At 59.3% G+C, this 23,108-nt stretch carries 23 protein-coding genes; 1 reads left to right on the plus strand and 22 read right to left on the minus strand.

Annotated features, from left to right (window positions below; all coding sequences use genetic code 11):
- Positions 1 to 3: 3 nt before the first annotated feature.
- The 6 genes from ABID16_RS00195 to ABID16_RS00220 are packed head-to-tail and all read right to left on the minus strand — an operon-like array spanning position 4 to position 9,079.
- Positions 4 to 1,224 carry a hypothetical protein gene (locus ABID16_RS00195; RefSeq protein ID WP_354553916.1) on the minus strand — a complete coding sequence of 407 codons (1,221 nt, stop codon included), beginning with the start codon at positions 1,222 to 1,224 and terminating at the stop codon, positions 4 to 6.
- A gap of 11 nt (positions 1,225 to 1,235) precedes the next feature.
- Positions 1,236 to 4,910: a host specificity factor TipJ family phage tail protein gene (locus tag ABID16_RS00200; RefSeq protein WP_354553920.1), complete on the minus strand. Its 3,675-nt coding sequence runs from the start codon at positions 4,908 to 4,910 to the stop codon at positions 1,236 to 1,238.
- The gene (locus ABID16_RS00205) at positions 4,907 to 5,299 is read right to left on the minus strand and encodes a C40 family peptidase (RefSeq protein ID WP_354553924.1); all 393 of its coding nucleotides are present in this window, start codon (positions 5,297 to 5,299) and stop codon (positions 4,907 to 4,909) included. Before ABID16_RS00205 ends, ABID16_RS00200 begins: the two co-directional genes overlap by 4 nt.
- Complete coding sequence (locus tag ABID16_RS00210) at positions 5,299 to 5,802, minus strand: DUF1833 family protein (RefSeq protein WP_354553928.1); 504 nt, start codon at positions 5,800 to 5,802, stop codon at positions 5,299 to 5,301. Before ABID16_RS00210 ends, ABID16_RS00205 begins: the two co-directional genes overlap by 1 nt.
- Positions 5,799 to 6,149: a hypothetical protein gene (locus ABID16_RS00215; protein ID WP_354553932.1), complete on the minus strand. Its 351-nt coding sequence runs from the start codon at positions 6,147 to 6,149 to the stop codon at positions 5,799 to 5,801. The genes ABID16_RS00210 and ABID16_RS00215 overlap by 4 nt, the downstream gene beginning before the upstream one ends.
- Entirely contained in the window at positions 6,146 to 9,079 is a 2,934-nt protein-coding gene (locus ABID16_RS00220; RefSeq protein ID WP_354553936.1) for a phage tail tip lysozyme, read from the minus strand. The genes ABID16_RS00215 and ABID16_RS00220 overlap by 4 nt, the downstream gene beginning before the upstream one ends.
- On the opposite strand from ABID16_RS00220, the gene ABID16_RS00225 reads away from it, so the two are divergent.
- Positions 9,035 to 9,865, plus strand: a complete 831-nt coding sequence (locus ABID16_RS00225) for a hypothetical protein (RefSeq protein ID WP_354553939.1) — start codon at positions 9,035 to 9,037, stop codon at positions 9,863 to 9,865. The two genes, ABID16_RS00220 and ABID16_RS00225, sit on opposite strands and share 45 nt — an antisense overlap.
- 89 nt (positions 9,866 to 9,954) lie before the next feature.
- Here the strand turns inward: ABID16_RS00225 and ABID16_RS00230 are convergent, their stop codons facing one another.
- The 16 genes from ABID16_RS00230 to ABID16_RS00305 all read right to left on the minus strand — a co-directional run bounded on the left by ABID16_RS00230 (position 9,955) and on the right by ABID16_RS00305 (position 23,103).
- Complete coding sequence (locus ABID16_RS00230; protein ID WP_354555866.1) at positions 9,955 to 10,227, minus strand: DUF1799 domain-containing protein; 273 nt, start codon at positions 10,225 to 10,227, stop codon at positions 9,955 to 9,957.
- A gap of 98 nt (positions 10,228 to 10,325) precedes the next feature.
- A complete protein-coding gene (locus ABID16_RS00235) occupies positions 10,326 to 10,700 on the minus strand; it encodes a hypothetical protein (RefSeq protein WP_354553943.1) in 375 nt (124 codons plus the stop codon).
- Positions 10,701 to 10,757: 57 nt separating this feature from the next.
- Entirely contained in the window at positions 10,758 to 11,690 is a 933-nt protein-coding gene (locus ABID16_RS00240) for a phage tail tube protein (protein ID WP_354553947.1), read from the minus strand.
- Between the two features lie 162 nt (positions 11,691 to 11,852).
- Entirely contained in the window at positions 11,853 to 12,275 is a 423-nt protein-coding gene (locus tag ABID16_RS00245; protein WP_354553950.1) for a phage tail terminator protein, read from the minus strand.
- Complete coding sequence (locus ABID16_RS00250) at positions 12,275 to 12,694, minus strand: gp436 family protein (protein WP_354553953.1); 420 nt, start codon at positions 12,692 to 12,694, stop codon at positions 12,275 to 12,277. Before ABID16_RS00250 ends, ABID16_RS00245 begins: the two co-directional genes overlap by 1 nt.
- 89 nt (positions 12,695 to 12,783) lie before the next feature.
- Positions 12,784 to 13,329 (minus strand): hypothetical protein, encoded by a 546-nt coding sequence (locus tag ABID16_RS00255; RefSeq protein WP_354553956.1) that lies wholly within the window; start codon positions 13,327 to 13,329, stop codon positions 12,784 to 12,786.
- A gap of 14 nt (positions 13,330 to 13,343) precedes the next feature.
- Positions 13,344 to 14,300, minus strand: coding sequence for a major capsid protein (locus tag ABID16_RS00260; RefSeq protein ID WP_354553960.1), 957 nt, complete (start codon positions 14,298 to 14,300; stop codon positions 13,344 to 13,346).
- A gap of 15 nt (positions 14,301 to 14,315) precedes the next feature.
- On the minus strand, positions 14,316 to 14,651 hold the full coding sequence (locus ABID16_RS00265) for a capsid cement protein (protein ID WP_354553964.1): 336 nt from the start codon (positions 14,649 to 14,651) through the stop codon (positions 14,316 to 14,318).
- A gap of 20 nt (positions 14,652 to 14,671) precedes the next feature.
- Positions 14,672 to 15,778, minus strand: a complete 1,107-nt coding sequence (locus tag ABID16_RS00270) for a hypothetical protein (RefSeq protein ID WP_354553968.1) — start codon at positions 15,776 to 15,778, stop codon at positions 14,672 to 14,674.
- Positions 15,779 to 16,036: 258 nt separating this feature from the next.
- On the minus strand, positions 16,037 to 16,639 hold the full coding sequence (locus tag ABID16_RS00275) for a phage virion morphogenesis protein (RefSeq protein WP_354553972.1): 603 nt from the start codon (positions 16,637 to 16,639) through the stop codon (positions 16,037 to 16,039).
- A 109-nt stretch (positions 16,640 to 16,748) separates the two neighbouring features.
- On the minus strand, positions 16,749 to 19,688 hold the full coding sequence (locus ABID16_RS00280; protein WP_354553975.1) for a phage portal protein family protein: 2,940 nt from the start codon (positions 19,686 to 19,688) through the stop codon (positions 16,749 to 16,751).
- The gene (gene terL / locus ABID16_RS00285; RefSeq protein WP_354553978.1) at positions 19,685 to 21,346 is read right to left on the minus strand and encodes a phage terminase large subunit; all 1,662 of its coding nucleotides are present in this window, start codon (positions 21,344 to 21,346) and stop codon (positions 19,685 to 19,687) included. The genes ABID16_RS00280 and terL overlap by 4 nt, the downstream gene beginning before the upstream one ends.
- Positions 21,343 to 21,843, minus strand: a complete 501-nt coding sequence (locus tag ABID16_RS00290; protein WP_354553981.1) for a DUF1804 family protein — start codon at positions 21,841 to 21,843, stop codon at positions 21,343 to 21,345. Before ABID16_RS00290 ends, terL begins: the two co-directional genes overlap by 4 nt.
- Positions 21,833 to 22,177, minus strand: coding sequence for a hypothetical protein (locus ABID16_RS00295; protein WP_354553985.1), 345 nt, complete (start codon positions 22,175 to 22,177; stop codon positions 21,833 to 21,835). The genes ABID16_RS00290 and ABID16_RS00295 overlap by 11 nt, the downstream gene beginning before the upstream one ends.
- Before the next feature lie 228 nt (positions 22,178 to 22,405).
- The gene (locus ABID16_RS00300; protein WP_354553989.1) at positions 22,406 to 22,756 is read right to left on the minus strand and encodes a hypothetical protein; all 351 of its coding nucleotides are present in this window, start codon (positions 22,754 to 22,756) and stop codon (positions 22,406 to 22,408) included.
- Between the two features lie 11 nt (positions 22,757 to 22,767).
- Positions 22,768 to 23,103 (minus strand): NAD(P)+ transhydrogenase beta chain, encoded by a 336-nt coding sequence (locus tag ABID16_RS00305; protein WP_354553992.1) that lies wholly within the window; start codon positions 23,101 to 23,103, stop codon positions 22,768 to 22,770.
- Positions 23,104 to 23,108 lie beyond the last annotated feature (5 nt).

The raw sequence follows: 23,108 nt of genomic DNA on the forward strand, positions 1-23,108 counted from the left end.
GTTTTAGAGTTCCGCGTTGAGAGAAATGTTGCCCACCCATGTGTTCGAACTTCCGCTCGGCGACGACAAATATGCGTTGAACGAGTCGACGTATGGGTAGAATGACGGTCCTGTAAACGAACCACTGAATGATGTTCGTGTCGGTACTAGAGCAGGCGTAGCCCTCATCCTCGCCAGATATCGCGTCGATTGATAAGGAGAATATGAAGCAGAACCGGCAAAATCGATAATGTGGGCAAACGATTGGAAATAGCGGAAGCAGTACAGTTCAAGAAGCGAAGGATGAATAGGCGACTGTGGATCGTTCTCGTTGGACGCATCTCCCTCGACAAACGATTCCCACGTAACATCGTAATTGCCAGCTTGGCGCGGTGTTAGAATCTTCGCCACAGCCAAGTAGTCGTTTCCGGCGCTGCCTCTAGACTTTGCCGCGATCGACGGAATAGTGACGACCCAGCAGCGTCGATTTGTCGATGAGTTGTAGATTGTGGTCGGGCTGCTACCAGCGAAGATCATGGTGGTGACGACCTGCGCTGACGGCGAACCGCCCGTGCCAAAGTTCTGAACAATCTCAGCCGCCAGCGTCTCCGCTCCGGCCGGGCCGCTCATCCAGCTCGTAAATGTTGCCAATCCGGATGCGAGAGCATCAACAAACTCTATTCTTTGCTCGATGCGAAGTGTTCCTGTTGTCGGTGCCGACGCGAACGTATGACGCATCGTGGTGCGTGCGTTCATGGCGAAACCGCTGCCAAGTGCCAACAAGTTTTGTGAAACGGTGACGCTCTGGTTCGTGTTGTTGGTCACGTACCAGCGGTCAAAAACGTACGCTGATGACCCGGCCGCAATGGTCGCACTGCCACGCTGAATAAGCTGACCTGATGTATTGAGAAGCTTGTTCCGCTGGCCAGAAAGTGAGCCGCGCGACGCTATGTCCTGCAGTTTCGATAATGCATCAATATTGACGCCATCGGCAAAGACAACCGCTCCGCTGGCCTTCGTGATGCGCATGAATTGGCGCCATGCTGTGCCATCCCAAATCTTGTATGAGAGATAGCCCGCGACAGAGCTATCTGCCCAAATCGTACCGACCAACTTATATGCCGGTGCTGCAGCTCCCTCATGACACGACAATGCGCCATCCAGGCTCCCGTTCAGACGAGCAGCGACATCCGTTCGCGCCGCCGGAGCGGCCGATTGCATTCCCCATATTGCTGGTTGCACCATAATTTTATCCTCTAATGAACTGCGCCGTAGCCCTTGGCCACGTAGTCGAAGGTCCTGACGACCGGTGATCCGGTGGCATCCTTGATGATGATCGAGAAGCCGCTTTCCGATTTCCCGCTGATCTCGGCATATTCGCCGGTCCGAAGGTCTTGAGCGGCAATGCCGAGACCCTGGAGCGCTTTGAATGGCGGGTTGAATGTGATGGCCGCGCCACCGGTGCCAACTGGCAGGTCGTTTCCAGCGACGATGCGATCGGGCATATCGACCACAATGACCAATGAGGATACGACCGGCGTCACGTCAGATTGACCGGATATCAATTTTGCCCGGAATTTGAAGGCGCGACCGGCGACGTGCGAGATTGTCAGAGGCACCCAGTCCGACCATGTGGCCACGCCGGCAGGGTTGTCTTGCGTGAGTGCGACTTCAATGGAGACGTCCCACTTGTTCGCCACATCGCCGAAGAAATCGGAGCCGTCGAAGAAGTCTCCATCGCCAAAAAAGTCGACACTCGATTGAACACCGCCGCCATCAATCTGAGCGCTGATACGAACGGTATAGGTGTCCCCCAGGTCGATCGTGTTGTCGAGGTCGTAGTAACCGGTCGCGAAATATCCGCCATCGCCGAGGAAGAAATCGGTGCCATCGAAGAAATCTGCGTCGCCAAAAAAGTCGCCCTGCACGGTCAAACGCAAGGTCTCACCATCGAAGGACGTGTTTGTTTTCGCGCCGACGAATGCGGTGTCAACGACAGTTTCAACAGCGTTGAAGGCGGTCACCGACGTCACGTCAGACACGATCAACGCAGCATTTTCAGATGGGATCCCGGCAACACTCACTGCCTTGATCAAGTAGGTGCCAGCCATCGTGCCGATCTGCACCTGGCCGCCGGTGACATTTGTCACGAGCACCGTGGCAGTCTGCCATGAAACTCCGGCCCGCAACGAGGAATAACGGATCTCGTAATATCCAGTGATTTCGTCCTGTGTCTGATCCCATTGGAGGATCGAATTATCGCCAGTAACAGATATCCTGAAGTTTGAGACGTCGCCGGGTGCCCCTGCAAAGATGGACGCAGTCGCATTGCCAAAAAGCCAGCCGGACACTTGACCATTCGAGAATATCGCCCGCACCCGGATATCATAGGAGCCGACCGCTACATCGGTCACAGTTGCCTGATGCGTCGTTGTCGTGATTGCAGATGACCACTGATCTGAGCCACGCGGCGCATATTGCAGATAAAAGCGCAAGACCGTGGCGACGTCCGACATGGTCCAGCTGATTGTGAGGGCAGACGATGCGGGGCTGGTGGACCAAACGCTTTCGACCACAGAGAGGTTGGCCGGAGCAACCGCGCCGTAGTCAATCGGTCCTGCGATGCCTGTTGAGAACGCCGGTATTGCGCCCTTGTCGGCCTGCATGATGGCCGGCGCGTCGTCTACGAGTTCAATCTTCGCGGTGAGATCGGCCTGCGCCGTCACCGACTTCACGCGCAGCACAACACTTTCGAGTGTGTTCTCGCCGAAGAGTACAAGATCATCTGCTTCAGGCAGTGCGCCGGAGCCAGCCAGATTGAACGTTCTGAACCCTCCAGCTACACCGACAATCGTCCGCACGATCGACGAGCCGTCCACGAGCCGGAAGCGCATGGAATAGGTTTTGCCGGCCTCCATGATAAAGGTGTCATCGATGGTGACGACGTCCGGCGCGGCCGAGACCCACTTCACGCGCGCCGAGCCAGCGCCCCAGAGCACAGTATCGTGGTTGACGCGAACGCGGTCGCCACGGGTGCAGACCAGGTGCTCGAAGTCCGCGTAGAGCGAGTGGACCTCGCGCTGAAGTCTGAGCTGAGCGATGTGATAGCGGCCATGACGCCAGATCAAGTCTGGTTCTGTTTGACCTTCAAAATTGATGCCTTCCAACTTTGTCGCATTGCCTACAGAATAACCGTCATCATAGACGACGCGTTCATCGAGCTGATAACCGTTCTTCGCATTGATGAACGAGACCCGAAAGCCATGCGGGAGGTCCGCATAGGCCCGCGCCGACTGGAAACCCCAGGAGTTGCGCGGCGAAAAATGCTGGACGATCGGTGAGTTCTCGACATCCCACACGACACCCCATTTTCCATCGCGGATCGACACAGCTGCGCGGCCGGCAGCAGCGATCATCGTTAGCGTGTCATAGACCGACTTGGCCTCAGTCGTGACGTAGTCGAACACGAAGCCATTGGCGACATTATAGGCATGCCAATCCTGAATCGACTGCAGGTCGATCATGCTGTCAGGCACGGGCCGCGCGTTTGCGTCGCCCTGAAGCACATAACGGAAATTGTCGGCCGGGTTCCTGGTATTCTGATCGTCAACCCATGTCGCACCGTTCCAAGCTTTCATGCGCGGCTTTGCGATCATGTTCAGCTTGTCGACCGTGCCGGACAGCGAGTTCGTCGCCTGTATCTTGAGGTCTAGAAGGGTCAGCTTCTTCGGAAAGTTTACGGGCTTCACGGGCCGGCGCCCGCGAACGGCAATCCAGTAGACCGATTCAGAAACTGTATCGCTGCCCGAATAATCGGCGGTGATCTTGCGCACCCGAACGTCATACTGACCGGATGCAACGCTCCAGGCGAGCGTTCGCCTCACGGCCTGCGGTGAGCTGCTGGCGATCGACACGGTACCGGCCGAGACCCATGCACCGCTCGACTTCGCCGCATATTGCACTTCGACGGTCACCGCATAGTTGACGCGGTTGCCGTCGGACTTCTGGTAGCGGTAGACGCCGTTGGGAAACGAAAAATCGACCGAGATCGTCTCAATCTTGTCGGCCGTGGTGCGCACCGTCCAGTCGTCGGTGCTCTGCAGCAACACAGACACGCTCTCTTCATAGACGGGTGCCGTATACAGCGTCAGAGCTTGCGACGTGCTGTCGGTGATGATTTCGACCTGTGCACCTTCGAACTTCGAAATTGGCGTCTCACCGATCTTAATATCCGAGACGTCGATCGTGCCGTAACCGATGACAAAGAGCATCCGCAGATACTGATCGTCACCCGAGATCTCCGTATATTCACGCGCGCCATAGGGTGGCGAAATCCGGTGTGTCCCGAAAATGACCGGGATCGCTCCATAACGTTGAGCGGAATTCTGGCCTCCGGCAATCGAATAGAGTGTCCGTGTGCTGTCACTTTGGCCGAGGCTATTGGTCGGCGCGGAGTTTGAGACAGGAAAAAGCGCATTGATGGCAAGTGATCCGGCGACCGAAAGGCCGACGCCGATCGCGCCGGTAATCGCCGTCGCGATGACCGTGCCGCCGACGCCGAGTATTGAAATAATCGGGGCTGCAAGGATAGGCGCAAGGAACACTGCCGCGATGGAGACGACGACGCCCAGGATCGCCCGAAAGGCATTTTGACCCGGAATAACGACAATATTGACGGTCGCGCCTGGCTTGACACGGACGCGATGCCAGCGGCTCCGCTCAACCGGATGACCGGAGATCGTCACATACATCGCGCGACTGATATGGAGACCGTGGAGATCGCGGGCCAGTTCGACGATCTCGGCCAGCGTGAGACCAACCGGCGCTATGAAATGCTCGCGCTCTGTCCGGAGTGGCGAACGCCGAAGCCAAACGTCAACGCCGGCGCCGGGCTCTATAATCTCCACTTGACTAAGGTTTTCCAGCTTCATGCGCGCACCCGGAAGTATCCGACGAGGCGGGAGCGAACCCGCATGTCGTCGGCACGAACGAGACATGAGCCGGGTTCGCCCTCGGAATGGAGGATCATTCCGCCGGCGACGAAGATGCCAACATGGCTTTCATCCCGACCGCTGCGCATCAGGGCTACATCGCCGTTTGCAGGTTCAGAAATCTCAATCCAGTGCGCGGCGCGTTCTGCCTCGATCAGCGCACCGATTTCGCGATGGTGAAACGCACGGGCTTTCATTTCGGCCGAATAGGCAGGTATCTGAAGGCCGAGCACGTCGCGGTAGAAAAGGAACACGATCCCCCAGCAATCGGCGCCCGAATAGTCCCGGCCGTGCGCGATATAGGGGATGCCAATGAAGCGCTCGTCCATCAGAACAACCCCGGAAATGCGCCGGCCGTGAACGAACCGCCCGGAAACGGTTCATTGACGAGCGGATCGGCTACAAGGTCGATCGAGACAGATTTTTCGCCGATCTTGGCATTGCCAAGCTGGAGGCCTGGCAGCGCAATTTCGACTTGATCAGGAGCTGACGCCAGGACGATCTCGACCCTGATCGTCGCTGGCGTCGAAATCGACCTCAGCATCGCGACTAACTGCTGTTCGGTGTTGTCGATTACAAGCTGAACCCGAGGTGCGCTGTCGGCCTGGTCGTCCGGCATCGTGAAGTCGAACGGCAGGAACAGATACTGATTACCACGGCTGTTCGTCGCATAAATCAGCGGATCATCCGAAATCCGCTCGGTCGGGTTCGACGACAGGTAAATCGGCGCAGAGAGGTCCGGATGCGTGATCGTCAGTAGACAGATGACGACTTCATCGGTCTCCTGGGCAAATGCTGCCGTTAGAAATCTTGGCGAAAGGTTCCGGCTCACGGCAGCACCTCAAGCTGAATACTGACCCTCCATTCGATGCCATCTGGAACCCAGGTATAGGACTTCGTCATTCTAACGAGCACGGGCGCGCCGCCGCGTGGATGTGGGAAGTTGAAGGCTTTCGCCCGGCCTGCAAGATCGTTGGCAACAAAGGCTTCGAAGATGGTGAACTCTGCGTCTGTCATGACCATCGACCCGTTCATTGTCGAAACGGCCGCCGTTGACCGGCGGCGCACCTTGGCAGGGCCGATGGACATTTCGGATGCAACGAGGTTATCCGGCGATGTTCCGGCGAAGTCCTCGCGCAGAAAATGTTGCGGGAGCGTGTTGGGCCAAGATGCTGTCATCGACGCGACAAGCTCCTGTTGAGCCCAAACTGAGACTGGATCGCGCGGCCGGTGTTCGATCCGACCTTCGAGACCTTCTCTGCGACTGCCTCGTCAATCATCACGTCAATGGCGACACCGTTAGCCGTCGAACGGTCGCGAACCTTCACGTTTGACCCGTTGCCGTTGATGATGTTGATGACCGGCGCAGCCGAGGCGACAGAAGTCTGACCCGCTGCGGGCCACGTCGGCGCGGCCGGGATATTGCTATTGGCAACGGGCACGACGTATCCACCCGAGGCGTAACCTGCACGCGCCTGGCGGTGCATGGCATCGAGAGGGCCGAGGCCGATTTTATCGACGGCACGCTTTGAGAAGACGAATTCACCGCCATGCACATAACCGGCAATCGACTTCTCATCGATATTGCCGGTGAAGCCACCTTCAGACCAAAGGCCCGGAAAGCCCGACATCACGGCGGATTGGAACTGCGCGGATGTGTTAAACGCGCTGACACCGACCTTCGTGAATGAGCCTAGAAGATCAGTAAGGCCAGAATTGCCACCTGATTGAGCTGCCGCGAGCGCTTGGCCGAAACGGTCAAGACCTGAACCTAGTTGGCTCAATCCGGACGCGGCCGAGTTCAGACCAGTGCCAAGCTTCCCGCTTGCATCCGTTGCACCTGTCAGACCGCGACCGAGCGCATCCGAAGCAGTGCTGGTAGCGTTTGTTGTAGAGCCGAACTTTGCGAGTGCTGACTCCGCGCCGCTCAGCCTGGCGCTGAAACCATCCGCCCCCTGCGGGTTCTGGAGGGACCAGCCACGCGGACGCTCGAAACCTGCAAACGCCGCAGTTGCGTCATTCAGGTTCGTCGATTTGAGCAACCTCGACAGAGCGCCACTTTCTGAACTCTGCAATTCCTTCCAAGCATAGTTCAATTGCGCTGAAACGTTAGAGAGATTACCACGGCCGCCGATCGCGTTCAGCATCGCTGGTGCGCGATCGTTCCATTGGAATAGCCCGAGCGCATCCCCACCATCGCCGACAGCCGTGGGGTTGAAACTGCTTTCACGCGCTACATTGCCCATGATGCCGGCAATCTGGAAATCTTTCAGTCCCTTGCTCGCAAAGAAGTTCCAGACTTGAGCACCCACACCGCCCTTGTCGGTCATTGCCACCGCACCGCCGACCAAATTATCGTTGGCGGCACCGGAAAGACCGCTCAACAGACCACCCGAACCGACCGCGCCGTTGATAATGACGCTGGCTGCGTTCACATTCATTGCGCCGATCGACGACGTTGTCGTTGAAGAGACGGCCGAGCCACCCAATATCGATCCGATGAGGCCGCCGGCGTCTGCAAGCGTGCCATAATTCGTCCCGAACAATGCGTTCTTCAGCGGGTTACTAAAACCGAGCTGGATGAACGACTTCTGGATGTCGGCGAGAACGGAATTGACCGCACCGGCCCAATCACCTGTCCGTAGCGCGTCACCAATTGAATCGATCGCGCTTTCGCCCGTCGTCTGAAGGGTGTTCCAGGCATCCTGCAAGCGGCTAAGCCTTGTGGCCTGGTCCGCCTCCTGAACTGCGCCTACGCGCATCTGTTGTGCCAGCTGGCTATTGGCGGTGATGCCCTGGTCACGGATCTGCTTTTCCGCCTTGGCGAGCGCCAGAGCGCGGGACCGCGCCGCTTCGCTTTGGCCGATCAGCGATATTTCGAGGCGGAGCTGCTGGAGATTGTCCGCCTGATCGCGCAGGATGTTCGTGGCCTTGATGGCCTCTTGCAGACGGCCATACTCGGAAGCCGCCTGCTTAATGCGCGTGATTTCTTCGCCGGAGACAGTAGTTCCTGCCTTTTCGGCAGCCGTCTTGGCTTCGGTGAGCAACCGAAGCTCCATCCGCTGCGATTCGATGGACGATGTCGTCTGCCCGATCAGCGACAGCTCCAGTCGCGCGCTGGTCAGCGTGTCATCGATGGAACGTGCCCGATCGCGCTTCGCCTCGGCAAGCTGCTTTTCAGCAGAAATCAGCGCCTGTTGCCCGGCAAGTTCAATCCTGTTTGCCCGATCCGTGGAGCTTTCGGACGGATTGAACTGCGCGGCGGCGGTCGCTCGTGCAGCTGCGGCCTTCTCCTGGGGGCTCTTAGCATCCGTCGTCAGCCGGTAAGCGTCGATCTGTTGAGTCTGCAACTCTGTCTTCGACGGCGTCAGCTCGGCGAGCCGCTGTTGCTGCTTTCCGGAGTCGAACACGCCGAGCGGATCGAGGCGCGAACCCTGAAGGGCAATTTGCGCCATGATATCGACTGTCTTCTTGGCCTCACCGTTCAGCTTGTAGAGATCTTCTGCAAGCTTGATGAACTCGTTGCCGACCTTCGCGAAACCCGGATTGGCATCATCGATCCGCTTGATCGCTTCAACGAAGCCATCGACATCGGCACTGCCATTCTTGATGCTGGTTTCCAGATCGGAGAACGCCTTTCCGAACTGCTCGGCAAATCCGGGAATATTCGCGTACTGTTTGCCCACCGCGAAATCAAAGAACTTGGCGTTGAGGGTATCAAAGGCCTTCTGCTGCTGCTTTTGTGTCTCGACAAGGCCGGCGCTCGCATTTGTCTGAGCAATGATCTTCTGCGCCTCAGTGTACGTCTTCGCCTCATTGGTCGCGACGCCCCACGCTTCGCCTAGTTCCTTGACGCGGTTCGCTTGTTCCTCAATTACATCGTTTGCAGTTTTCCCTTGCGACGACGACGTGGTGAAAAACTGAATTGCGGCAGAAGCCGCTACGGTGAGACCGATCGTGACCAGCGAAGTCATGCTGGCCATTTCGGCAAGTCCACTCAGAGCGGTCGAAGCCGCCTGCTTTACGGACATTCCGGCAAAGCCGCCCGCAAGCTGTGAGCCCTGTTGCATCCCGACCATAAGGGGGTTCATCCCCATAGCCGATGTCATGGCAATGTCCTGAAACTGGAACATCGCGTTGCTTGCCGCAATATTATTATTGGCAGCACCACCGGAGCGAACCGCCGTGTTTCGCCCCTTGATCACATCGATCGAGGCCAAAGCCGCCTGACGCTGACGCTGGATGGCGGAAGTCATTTCATCCGTCGAGATCGCGCCGATCCTGTTCGCCTCGCGGATCTCGGTCAGCCGCTCCCGATAACCGCTGATGACCGCGTAGACCGGATTGAACTTCGTGCGCAGCTGATCAAGCTGGCGGCCATAGGCCTCGATATCAGACCCTCGATCCGGAACGATCGAACGGCTGGACACGACACCTTCAGCAGCCGCTTTCCGCGCGATATTGAGGCGATCAACGTTAGAGATAAGCGCATCATAGGCGTTCTTTTCCCGCAGCCTGATTTCGATTGCGTTGGTGGCCGAAAGCGCGCCGACCTGCTCGGCCTGCGTGATTTCAGCAATCTTCGCCTGATAACGCTGCTGGGCTGCAAACAACGGATCGAACTTCGCCTGAAGCCGGTCAAGCTCCTGCCCATAGGCTGTAATGTCGGCAACGCGGCCGTTACGATTGGCGGCAGGCGCATCAAGGCGCGCGAAGGTGGCGATGAGCCTATCCATGCTCGGCTGCGCCGATCCGGCCGCAGCTCCGATAGAGGCCAGCGTTCGGCGCGCATTTTCGCTGGAGCGAGACAGCGAGGTCGCCGCCGCTGCATCACGGTCCATGGACGATGCGTGCCGGTCCAGCGCGCCGGCGCTCTGAACGGCCTCTGTTCCTAACGCGCCGACATCTTTCCGCAGGTCATTGGTAGCAGCCCTCGCCGAGGCGGTCTTGGCCTTGAATACCATCTCGAATTGCATCTGAGCGCTCATGCAGAATTCCCTTCGAGAACGGAGAGAGCCGCATGCTCCATCACCTGAAGATCAGAAAAGACAGACGATGGAAATTCAAAGCGGCGCAGCACAACATCGACGCCGGCATAATCAAGGCCAATCCAACTCAAACGGGACGGCAAGGCAACGACCCGCCACTGCGTATCGCAGGCGAGAAAAGCCATCACGCTATCCCAGTTCGAAGGTGCCACTTTGAATGCCTCACTCTCTTGTCGGCTGATTTCCGATTGATCGACGCGGTGTCCCATCGCCTCGAATTGAGCCGCCACATCCTCATCGAGAGTGGCGGCTTCTTGCGGATCGGCGCGGCCGAGGCGTGAGAAAGCCCACGCGCGCGCCGCCGCCCTCAGTTTCCCAGGCGCGCCTCTTGCCCGTTCAGGCTGTCGGCATAGGCCTGATAAACGGCAGTGCGGAACCAGCTGTGCTGGAGAGCGAGCCGGAAGTTTTCTTCCGTGAAGGCGACGGCCGACTTGTCAGAGCCCACCACGTCATCCCAGCCCTTGCAGACATCCATGAGCTGCTTCTGCTCGTGGTCCGCGCGGTCCTTGGCAGTCGTGAGGTTCTGATAAACCTCGTCAGACGCCAGCGCCTCGTCACGCCCCTTCGGCTCGAACTGAATTTTCAGGGTCTGTTCGATGATTTTGCCGGCCGCTTCCGGGTCCGGAATGCGGACCTTGACCGGCCACCAGTAGCGATGCGTGGTCTCAAGAACGAATTTCATACCTTGTGTCTCCTGAAGGTAATGAGCTGGTTGGATCGCCGCCCGATCGGAGGCCGATCAGGTGAAGGTGAGTTTCAGTTCGTCGCGGCCGTTGACGGGCACGAGATCGAGCGGAAGCGAATAGTTGAGGATGCCATCCGTCTGCCCCTGGCTCGGCTCACCGATCTGCACCTTGGGGGCGGTGATGGTCAGGATGTTGCCGGCTTGGGTGCCATGGATGATCGACAAAGCTCCGCCTACCTTCGTCAGCGACTTGTCGAACCAGTTCACCTCGGAGAGCGCCTTAGCCTCGACGACCGCCGTGCCGGTAGACGAGCGATTGGAGACAACGACGCGTTCATCGCCAATCAGGAAGCGCGGCGTGAGCGTGTTGCCGAGATCGAGCGAAATGCTTTCCGCGACTGCGTTCCAGCCATGCAGGCTCACGGTCGTATTGGCCTTGCTGACATGGACAGGCGTACCCCATCCGGTATCGCTCACTGCAGGCATGGACCCGAGATCGGTGATCGAGCCGAGCATGCCGACGATATTCACGCGAGCCTTCGGATAGTTCTTCGTCACGAATGACGGCGCGATGCTGGCCTTCGCGCCCACGAAGACATGCTGGACCTTGTCCGAGATGAAATAGATCGAAACCGTCTCATCACCGTCTTCGATGATGGTGTATTCGACCTTCGTGGCAGCCGTGACGGTCTCGGCAAAGTTGGCTGCACGCAGAAGGCTAGCGAACTTAGGCGGCGTGCCCGGCGTGCCGGAGCCGGCAAGCTCAAGATCGCCCTCGATCCGGCCATAGATGCCCGCGAGAATGACGCCCTGGTTGCCCATGTAGGGCAAGAGGCGGTCGCGCGAAACGCGGTCGCCGGTCATGGGCGTGAACGTCACATTCGACAAGATAACGGCATTCGCCGCCACCGGCACGGAGTCGACGCCCTGGGTGACTTCCGGCTTGACCAGAATGGCAAGCTTTCTGAAAAATCGCGAGTTGCTCATGCTTCGCCTCTCTTGGCAGTGGTGGGCTTTTCGGCCTTCACGTCAGTTTCAGTGTCGGCCTCAGTTGCAGGCTCGGGCGAGCCAACAGGCTCTTCGAGCTTCGAAAGCGCGCCGGTTTGGGGATCGCGGACCCAACGCCCGCCTGTCTCTGGCTGATCCATGTCACTCCTCAAGCGTTAGATATCGCGTGGTTTCCCACGTCTGGACGTAGACTGAGACGCCGTTTCCGAGCGGCGTGTTCTGGCCGCCGACAAGCTCGCAAGGGTCGCTCATGTCAGTGGGTTGCCACCCTGCGATGGCCTGCTCGATGGCGGTCTTGAACTCGCTGAACTCGGCGGCACGCATCGAGCCGAGCGCATCGCCGTAGTGGCGAAGGATGATCGCGGTCAGGAACTGTTCGACCACGAGCTGACGGAACCCGCCCATGAGCTTGTTGGCATTGGCCTTCTCACGCCACGGAATGACGAACGTCGTTCCGCTCGGCCGGGCCGTCGCCTTGCCGATCGCGTCCAGGTCCTCGGCCATATCGACCGAAGGCAGGATGGCGGCGCGGTCCTTCAGACGCTGTTCAACCAGGTCCAGCATCACCACCCCCTCAAAGCGTGTTCGGAGAAGACTTCGTCGGGTGCTGAAAACATCGTCGTTCCGGAAGACTGGCTGGGCGTATCGCCGTTAGAAACTGGCAGCGTGATCGCGCCCTTGGCGACATCCTTCAGCGCGGCAATCGCGTTGTCGTAATCGGTCACGACCCATTCCGGCGGGTCGGCAAAGTGAAGGCGCCAGCGGGCGATATCGATTGCCCAGGTGCGGACGAGATCGGGAACGACGGAAAATGGAAGCGTGTACTTGGTCGCCACATAACCGTTGACCAGGTTGTCGGCATGAGCCAAGGCGTCGGCGACGACGCCGGCGTCAATCACACCGTCACGATCGCGGTCGGCAATCTGGCGGATTTCGGTCTCGCCAGCGCGCGCAATCAGGTCATCAAGCGTTGCATAGGTCATCGGACTACCATTGGTTTTCGGGAAATCGGGGCGGATGGTGGCATCATCCGCCCCTCTTCAGGGCCGGCTTGGGAGACTTCGGAACGGCCCTATTTCGTCGCCTTGCCGGCAGCGGGCGCAGGGTCGCCCTCAGTGGCAGGCTTCGTCGCATCGGCCAAAGCCGTCTCCAGTTCGGTCACGCGATTGCGGAGATCGGTGATCGTACCGGCGGCGTCCTTCTGATTGTCCGTTGCAGCGGCAACCTCGGCCTTCGCATCTTCAAGCGCCTTACCCAGGCGATCGACCTCAATCACCAGCTTTTCGTTCTCGCTGGAAATCGTTGCAACTGCGTTGTTGGCATCGGTCAGCGACTTGCGCAGGTGATCGTTCTCGGCCACCAGCTTTTCGTTTTCGCTGGCGATCGTCGCAACTGCAGTCTCAACCGCGTCCTTAATGCGCTGATCGGCAAGAACCTTCGCGACCTCTTCGACCTCCGTATCGAAGTCCACCGCCAGCGGCGTATCAGACGTGTCGAAGGGCTCGCCGAGCTGCTTTGCAACACCGGCGGAGACAGTGACCGTTACGCCAGCGCTCAGAACCTTGCCGCCAATCTTGGCGGGAGCCGCAAGCGTGACTGAAACCTTGTTATCGTCCATGGCTCATCCTCCCCTTACGACGGCTGCGCGCCGGCCCCGATGAAGAGAAAGCCGCCCTCGGCACCCGTGAGGATCGGACGGCGCTCCACCGTCGTCGGATAAATCCAGCTACCGTTCCGGTCCTCGAAATACGGCTGGTTGACCTGCGGATAGCCGGAAAGCTCGTAGGTGTAGGCGTAGGATGGCACCTGAAAATTGTCGCCCGCGTCGGGCACGTAGGCGAGGATGGCATCGTCACCCCAGACATCGTTTGCGAGCATGGAGTCGTCGGCCGTTTCCGGCAGGTAGACGGCAGCGCCCACGACGACCTTCTTGATCTCGAAATAGGCAGCCAGCATTTCGACCGTGATGCTGTCACGGCCCGTATACTTGAACTGTTCGATAATCTTGGGGTGCTTACTGAGCGCATTCTTGGCGCTGGGGCCGAGGGCCAGCGTGTTCGGGTAGCGGCCGATCGACTGACGAATGACTTCCTTCGCCGTGTCGAAGTCATCCTTCGGGTCGCTCGTCGGGCTTTTCCAGCGATCGGACCCGGTAAGCATGAGCTTGTGATTGTTGTCGTAGTTGCTGGCCAGGCGAGCGATATTCGCCGTCTCGACCTCAAGGCCGAGATCCACGACTTCGAGCACCATGTTGATTGCGCCGGCGCCAAGGTCGATACCGGGCACGCTTTCAGCCTCTTGCTGGTGTTCGAGCGGCACGACGGCCTCAAGCGAGTCCTGGGCGAGAGAGACCGGATCGGAAGCATAGCCATACTGGACGCGCTTCCTATCCGTGCCCGGCGCGCGCCGCGTGTTGAGAAGGCGAAAAGCCTCCTTGCCGAACTTGATGACGCGCATCGAGCGGTTCGGGATCGTCACGCGCGGGAACAGCTCGTGCGAAATGAAGCTGGAGTTGCGATAGCCGCGTGCGTGGGTCGAAAGGATCGGATCGACGACGGCGGCGGTGCGATTGTTGAGAACATTGACCATGAGCGAAGACAGTCCTTAGCGAATGAAAATCTTGACGAAGGCACCATCGGCCGCGTCGGTGAGTGCGCGGGCAAAGGCGTTGGCAGGTGTGGCACCCGCCGTCTTCACACCGCCCGTTGCGGCCGAAACGAGCTTGTCTCCCTTCGCAATCGCGCCCTTCGCGCGGACGCGGGCAGCGCCGATCAGCACCACGCCGATATCGTCGCCGGCCTTGCCGGGATTCTTGGCGACGCCCTTCACGGGCGCGTCATCGGCCGTGACCTTTGCGTCGTTGTAACCCACGAGGTCGAAGGCCTCGACATCCGTGGTGAGTGTGCTCGTGTCCGAAAACACATCCATGAGATACTGCATTGTCGGTGGGCTCCTTCAGGTCAGGAAACGGCCTTGACGGCGATGATGTATTCGGTGCCGGGATGTTCGCGCTGGTAGGCGAGCGCCCTGACATGGGTGTCCAGCCGTTCGCGATCGACGCTGTGACCGTCAGCAGCGAAGCTCACGGCAGCATCCTTTCCGACGGGCGGCATTTCCGTTGCGCCGAACGAGACGATCTTCGGCTGCGCTTCCAGCACGTCGCGCAGCGCCTTGTGCAGAGAAACGGAAACGGTCGAAGAGCCATCAGCGAACGAGACGGCAGTTGCCGCCGGGAGCGCGTTCAGGATCGCAACGACCTTGTCCTTCGACGCGGGCAGCAGCTTGCAGCCGGTGACCAGCGATTCCGCGAAGGCAACGTTGTCGGCGTTAGCGATTTCGCGTTCGCGCGCTTCAATCGCGGCAACGCGGGTGGAGAACTCGGCTTCGCGGGCAGCGAAGGCCGGATCGGCTTTGTTCGTCACAGGAGGTTCCTTGTTGGTGGGTGAAGAGAAGTTCGGATAGCGGCCCGGCTCGGGGTCTTGTTCCTCCAGCCAGTCGATGCGGTAGCCGGGCAGCGCCTTGTCAGCATCGTCGAGGCCGAACTTGTCGATGAAGAATTCCCGGAGCTGCCTGAAGAGGCCCGCCGCGTCCTCGAAGCCGCCAAACTCGACGGTGACGGCGTTGCCGCTGTCGTCGGCGGAGAACTGGACGTTGGCGAGCCCCGTGACGGCCGGCGGCGTTCCGCCCAGGAAGCCGATGTGCTTCGGATACCAGGTGCCGGGGATCGGATTGGCCGGCGCTTCCGGGCTATGGAAGGAAAGCGAGACCTTCTTGTAGTGCCCAGCCTTCACGGCTTCGGCGAAGGCAGGCGCGATCTCACCGACATTTGCGAAGAGGCGATCGGCCTTGGCATCATAGTCGAAGCTCTTGGCCCAACCGAAGGCCGGCGTATCCGTGTTCGGATGGCCGACGACAACCGGGGCCGGCGCGGTCGCATAGGCATAGGCATCCGCCATCGCCTTCAGGTCGGCCGCGCTAAAGGAAAGCTGCCGGCCGTCCATCGCCGTGAAGGTGCCGGTGCGGAAAACTTCGATACGTGCGGTTTTTTTCGGAGCGGGGCTCTGCATGTGGTTCTTTCCAGTGCAATACTGGATAGACCATGCATCAGCGGGTGATTTGCCGCGTCTGGACAATAGGTCCGGTCAAGCGGACCCACTCCCCTTCAGCGGCCACAATGCGTCAGGTCAGGCGACGTTTCAAGGCCGGGCTGCGATCGGTAAGCCAAGATGCCATTCGGATGCCCTCACAATCGATTTTTAACGGGGGTCTAACGGGGGTCGATCCGGAATCCGGTATGAGCGGACATCGCGACCCGGCGCGCGCGTCTACGGGCGGGTTTTCTGACCATCCGCTTCGACCCTAAGCCAATCCTGGGCAATGCCCAAAATTATCCTTTCCCCCTCCTGGGTGACGCCGGCAAATTGACGTGCCGGTATCGTGATCGTGTGCGCACCGACATCGACATCCCGTGCGAAATTCGACCGCGACTTCCGGACGAACTTTTGATGCAGCGTATCCGTCTTCTCATCATAGCGCTGGTAGATCGTCTGCTTGCGGGCGGGCTGCTCGATGTCGCCGCCGAAGTTATGGATCGCAGCATAGGGCACCGGAGTCCCGACACGAACTTCCGTCACCGTTGCGACCGAAGAAAATGAACCTGAGAGACGGCCCCGCGCGCGCAGGATGCGGATCGGCGTCAGGCGCATCTGTTCGCGCCGGTGCTTCGTCTTCTCCTTCAGCCCCTGCCATGCCATGCCGGCGGGCGTTTCCTCCCGGTCGAAACTGTCATGGATGGAGTTCAGCAGGTACTCGCCGACGTTTTTGTAGAAGCCCATCGGGTTGTCCATGTGATCGACGAGTGAGCCGAGTTGGCCTACCATGCTCTGGTCATTGATCGTGAGGCTGTAGGTGACGGTGACGCCGGTCATGTGGACAACTCCTCTCTCAAACCTTATATCTGGACATGTCAGGCACGCGATGACCGATGATGGTCCAGGTAGCTCCCTGGCATAGAGGCCGGATCATTCCCGGCCTTTTTTATTTTGTCGGCCGCTTGTAGAGCAGCTTTCCGCCACGGCGCTTATCGATCGCCTTGAAATCCGGCTCCCCTTTCTTGGTGGTCGGGTTGTAAGAGGTGACAGCCTCCCAGAACCGTTGTCCGATCTCGAAGACGACCTGAATGCCGTTTCGCGGGTCAACACGAATATACCTGCGGTCAACGATCAGCTCTTCGACATCGGGATTGATGGGATCGGACTTGCTTGCGACCCCAATCCAGATTTCGTCCGGGTCCAGGAGCGTTTCAGCCATCAGCGGCGTTAGAATATTCCGCCCGCGCTTCATCACCTTCATCTGACCTTGCGCATCCTTGAACAGTTGATCCGAAATCGGGATCACGTCGCCGGCAACGTCAGTGAAGAGCACCGCTTCACCACGCTTTGCGCCGAATGCCTGCAAGAAGGCATCCACGTAATCTTCCGGCTTCAAACCTTCCTGCATGGGCGTGGACTTGAACAGCTTCGCATTCTTGACCAGGTCGTCGATCGGTTCCGGAGTGTCTATTTCGACGGCATGGCGAGGATTGCCGAAGGATGGTGCCCCCTCTTGCATAAGTGCGGACGGCACAAGGCCAGCTTCCCATTGCGCACCCGGCATGTAATCCCAGCCATACCCGACGCCGGCGGGGATCTCTATAAGTTTGCCCGTGACAGGATCAACGAAGGGTCGCGTCCCATCATCTGGCGCCTCGTCGGGGCCGTCCTTACCAAGCCGCTGAAGATCGGCTAACGACAGCGTCCGGACACCACAAGAGCAAAGCCAGTCGTTCGGAGGGTAATGGCTGATCCACCAGGGATCATCATAGCGGAGGACCTTGCCGTGCCATGCTAGGTGCAGCGGGCGCGGCGTCATGGGCGTGCGCGTCTCGCCTTCCCGATATTCCCAGAACGGACGAAGCTTGACCACATCCGGGTCAAGCATCTGCTTCAGCCGGCCTGCCATATAAGAGGTGCGAATGTTTGTCTCGAAAATGACTCGAGTCCGCCAGCCGCGCTCGCCCTTGTAGCTCCAACCATATCTGGCAACGATCTGATCGAAGTCCTGGCGGAACCGGTCCAACGTGGTACCGTCTTCGATCGCCTTGGCAATGACCGTCTGGAAATCCGACAGCATGTCGAGATCGGTCGCGCCGGCGACAACAAAGCGCCGGTCATGAACGCCACGCATGGCGTCGGTCCACGCGTTCGTCGGCTTTCCGCGCTTCTGGCTGAAGAAATCGATCTGCTCTTTGAAGGGCTGATTGAACGCATCTACCTGGGCGAAACTCGCTCCCGGTTCAGAATCGAGAAACACGGCTTCCCGACCCTGAAGGCCGGCGAGCTGGAGCGCATCACCGATGACATTGCCGAGCGCGATCGGCGACCACTTCGCGCCGAGTTCCAGAATGGCACGGGCTGCGGCCGGGAGATCGGCGGCCTCATCGAGCGCATGCTTAACCGCGTCGATGCGCCGATCGAAGTGATTTCCCGTCGCCTCTTCGAGCTGATCTGCAAGTCCGACCGCGCGAGGATCTCGCGTGGCGAAGCAGACATGTTCATTAAGCCGGAGTTTTTTTTTACGTGGCTCGGAGAAGAGAGCGGCAAAGACCGGATTGTTGTCCGCCATCTGGCGGAGATCGCGCCCGCGCTTCCCGCCATCCATGAAGGCAAAGCGAGCCTCAACCAGTCGATCAATGGCGGTGTTGGAAAGATGATCCGTCAGGCCGAACGACGTGATGTATTCGCGGGCGAAGTCATCGTCGTCAATCTGCCCGGCCGTGGCAAGTACGCCCAGGAGCGCATCATTGACGGCCGTCGCCGCCTTGGCCTTCGCCTCACCGACTTCGGCCTCAGCCTTTTCGTTCTTGGCGCGCACCCGCCAAATATCCGGAACGCCGGCACCCGGATAGTTGTAGTCCACGAGCCATGTCAGCAGCTGCGCCTTCAAGGTGTCTGACAACAGGTCAGCGTCACTGTCTACCAGAAGCGCAAGCATTTCCTCATGCGTCTGGGCAGCAGCCCTTGAGCCAACATTTCCGATATCGGTCGTTAGCGTTTCGCCGGTCACGGTGATGGAAATCTGCTTGTCCCAATAGGCCAAGAAGTCCTGGTAATGCACCGTCCCGCCGCGCGCCGCCTCAAGGAACTTGATGTCGGTGCCGATCGGAACTGTGATCGCCGAGCTGCTACGCAACTGGCGAAGCGTATTGAGAAGCTTGACCTGCTCATCATTCAGCGTTCCGTAAGGCGTCATGCCCATAACAGTCGGGCTTGCAAACTTTTCGAGGAAGTGCAGCCAGAAGGTGATGCCCTCGCGCTTAAAGAGGACAGGCCAGAAGAGCCTGGTTCCGAGACCAAGGCCATAAGGGTTGTTTCCCTTGACGCCGAAGCGGTGGACAATGAACTTCCGCTCGGGCAGCTCGATCCCGTCGCGCATATTCGTCCAGGTCAGCAGCCGAGGGCGCCAAGTTTCGTCGAAGGCAAAACGGCGCTGGTCATGGCTGACGATCTTTTCCGGGACGATGCGATTGCCGGATCGCTGCCACACGATTTCCGAGACCGCATAGCCCTTCAGCGTCGCGTCGAGCAGCCCTTCGCAGATGCTGTCGAAGGGAAGCGCCTTCAGCGCCTCCCGGCAGAAGTCTGCGGCCGCGATATCGCGCGGGCTATCAGACGCCGCCTTGATCTGCCACTCACGGGCAAGCAGGGTCTTCTTGCGCTTCTGCAGCATAGCGAAAGCATGCGTGTCGCGCTCAATCTCATCATAGATCTTCAGACCCTTGCCGCCGCCGCGCTGGATAAGCGTATCGTCCTGGTGCAGCAGCGCGCCGCTGTAATACGGGATCGTGATGTCGTTCTTGGCATCCGCGATCAGCGTCGCGGCAGACGCCGGCATGTTCTTGCGCGGCTCTTCGGTCTTTGTGTCCGTGGTCGCGGTCATAGGCGATAGTCTCCATAGCCTGCCGAGCCGCCATCGTCAGAATACGACGCGGTCATGATTTGGTTGCCCTGACCTGCCGAGCCGCCGCCCGCGTAAAACAGTGCGTGTTGCCAGAGCATGTCGAGACAGTCCGGCCCGTCGTCGTGGTCGGCATCGGGCCATTGCTGAAGCTGGTCGATCAGGGTTTGTTGGGTGGGGTTGAGACGGATCAAGCCCGCCGCGATCGGCGGCTGAAGGCGCTCGATACGCAAGTTCTTGTCAGCGCTGGGCGTCACGGGAATGGCGGAAATCCCCACTCCCTGCTTTGCAGCCGTCGCCATAAGCGTCGTTCGCAAGAACTCCTGAAACTGGATGTTTTCGACAAACCAGAGAAGGCAGCGATATTGGCGCTGCAAGGCAATGGTGTCGGAAATGATGATGTCTGGCAGACGTCGGCGGATGGATGCCTCAAGGACATCCATCGTGCCATGCAGGCGATTGAACCCACCGATAAGGATCGCCGATGGATCGCGGCCATGCCCCTTCTTTCCTAACGACGGATCGATGGCCCCGAAATGTATGAGGTCCGGAATGCGCAGCGTCCAGAACGTCAGTTCCTTGAAGGGGCTCGCCTCGGAAATCGGCTTGTTCTGATACTCGCATGCAAAGCTGTCATGATCGCCGGCGCGCTCCAGCATGAGGAAGATGAGCGGCTGGACGGCCGGCCAGTTAACCACCGCGCCCGCGTCCATCTCGATCTTCTTGGCCGCATAGAAGGCGCGAGCAGCATCTTCGCCGTCGTTCCGGTAAACCTCTTCAAAGGCGTCCCAAAGGTCCATGCGATCCGGCCATTTGACGATTGCCTGAAACTCTGTCGTTCTCCAGACTGGCGACTTCGACGCGCGGACCAGGACAGCATCATAGTGCAGGACGGTGCCGACCCAGATGACATCCATCGAGCCATCGGGCGGGCCAACCTTCAGCGCCGCGCGGTTGATCCAGTTCTCAAGCTTCTTGCGCTGCTCGGGCGAACGCACGGCCTCGTCATTTTCCAGATCGTCGAAGAACATGAGGTCAGGACGATAAGGACCATGACGCCGGCCGCGAATCTTCTTGGCTGCGCCCAGGCCCTCGATCCGGATATTATTGCGGGTGACGATCTCGCCTTCGCGCCAGACACGGCCCGCACCGAAGACATCCGGGAAGTCATACGAGATGCGCGGATTCGTCGTCAGCTCGGCCTTGATGGCCTCAACCAGGAGCGCCGACTGCTCGTAGACATCGGTCACTTCCAGAATATATCGCTTGAGAGCCTTCACAGTGCAGAAGAGCGCAAAGCCGAGCGAAAGATGCGTGGACTTTGACGAGCCGCGGGGCGCAACGAAAAGGTCGCGGACACCCTTGGCACTGGCGAGGATTTCCGGGCAGCGCCTGAAAATCTCCCGGTGGAAAAGGCTGTGTTCACCGCGAACATAGTGGGGCAGATAGGTTTCCATGAAGAACTGGAAACCAGTCTCCGGATCATCGAGCTTTCGCAGCCGTTCTGCCCTGGCCTTCGGATCGGCTGGAAACGCCGAAACAGATAGCTCAACCCACCTGGACAAATCTTCCGCCATCTTGGCGAGATTGTCCTTGAAGTCCTTCGCGCTGACATTGGCCTTCAGATTGGGGCGCTTCATGATCCGTAACGACGTGCCAGTTGTTCGCCGAAGGGCTCGATGATTTCGAGGATCGCCGCGATATGCTGCGGGAAGTTCTCACGCACGAACTCGACGAGATACTGCATGACATCCTGGGCAACACCCAATTCCGAGATCTTCGGAGCGAGCTTGCCGGCGCTGGCCGTCATCTTGGTCATGGCATCCGCCAGTGCGACCAGGTGTTTCACCTTCTGGTCAAGCCCCAGCTCGCCGTTCTTGATCTCATCAAGCAACGACTGCGCCATGATCATGAAGTCTTCGACCACCGACGACACGACAGTTTCGATGCCTTCACCGGCCATCAGCGAGGCCGAGCGGGCTATATCCCAATCGTCACCGTTTTCCTTAGAAGCCTTTTTCCAGCGTCCGAAAGTGGCCTGGGAAATGCCGAGCGTCATCGCGATCGTCGCTTGCGTCATGCGGCGATAGACGTAATCCGAGCGGGCCTTGCGGCGAACGTCCATATCATTCGCCATCTTTAGCGTTCCCCTTACCAAGACCGAGCAGATCGCGGACGAGGCGCGGCGGGTTGCTCGATGCCGTCTTGATCCACAGGATGAGATTGCGGCCGGCGATCCCGTAGGTCGCGGCAATTGCGTATCCCCAGGAACCGGGGTTCTCGGAGACCCCAAGCACATCAAGCGTCAGGTCAGTTGCTACGGTCGCGACGAAGACGCCTGCGATGATGGACCCGACAGCCGTTAGCCAATCATGGCTTCGCCAGTCGAGAATAACGGTGATGACAGCCGCCAGCCCTGACGAAATCAGGGTGGCGACCTTCAGACCGAAGATGGTTTCGGGGCCAGTCACTTCGTGTTCTGCCTTTCCTGCGGGGATGCTGCATCGACGGCTGCGACAGCGGCCTCGCGGCGCGCCTCACAAACGTTTCGGGCCGTCCGATCGGCGGCCCAATGGTCGAAGACTTCCGCACGCGGCATATCGCGATCCGGCTTCGGCGAGTTCGCCGGGCACGGTTCGCGGGCTTCGGGCGGAAGGGTAGATTTGACCGCAACCGTTCGAACGACGGGCGGGTTTTCGTCAGTCCGGGAGCAACCGGACGCGAGCACGGTCGAGACCAATAGCACTGCCGTTAGGAAGTTTCGCATTCTGAGCCTTCAGGGTGGAGAGTTGGGCGCGGAGATCGGCAATTGTGTTTGCCGCTTCCGAATTGAGGCGCAGGGCATCCTTGGCCTGGTCCGCCTCGGCCTGCGCGGCAAGGGCGTTGGATTTCTCGACTTGCCCCGTCCAGAAGTAATCGCGGCTTTCCCGTTCCTGCTTTCGCGCGGCCTCGATTATGTCGCCGACTTTGTCGATAGCCCGGTACGCGAAGAACGCCGTTCCGAGGACCAGCGTTGCGAAAATAAGGAGAGCAATGATCGCCTTCGTCATAGTTTCGGGGATCATCGAGCAACGAACCCGCCACTGGAACGCGGAGCCGCCGGCGGGACTGGCGGGGGCGGCTGATCGGAAACGTCGGAATCGGTGGTCGGCGGCAACGCCAACGTCGGATCATCGCCGCGCGCCTGGGCAACGGCGAAATCCTTCGAGCCATAGTGGCGATGCAGCCCGAGCATGGCGCAGAGCATGCTGGCCATGGTCGGCACGGCCATCAAGCCGAACGTCACGGCCTGCTCTTTGCCGTAGATCGCTCCGGCCGTCAGGGCCAAGATAACCACCCATGCCATGACGGCGGAGGCGGAAAGATGCGCTTTCGTGGTGCTATAGGTCGGCTTCATGGGCC

The sequence above is a fragment of the Limnomicrobium aquaticum genome (genome assembly GCF_040545545.1).
In the GTDB taxonomy this organism is placed as follows: domain Bacteria; phylum Pseudomonadota; class Alphaproteobacteria; order Rhizobiales; family Rhizobiaceae; genus Ensifer_A; species Ensifer_A aquaticum.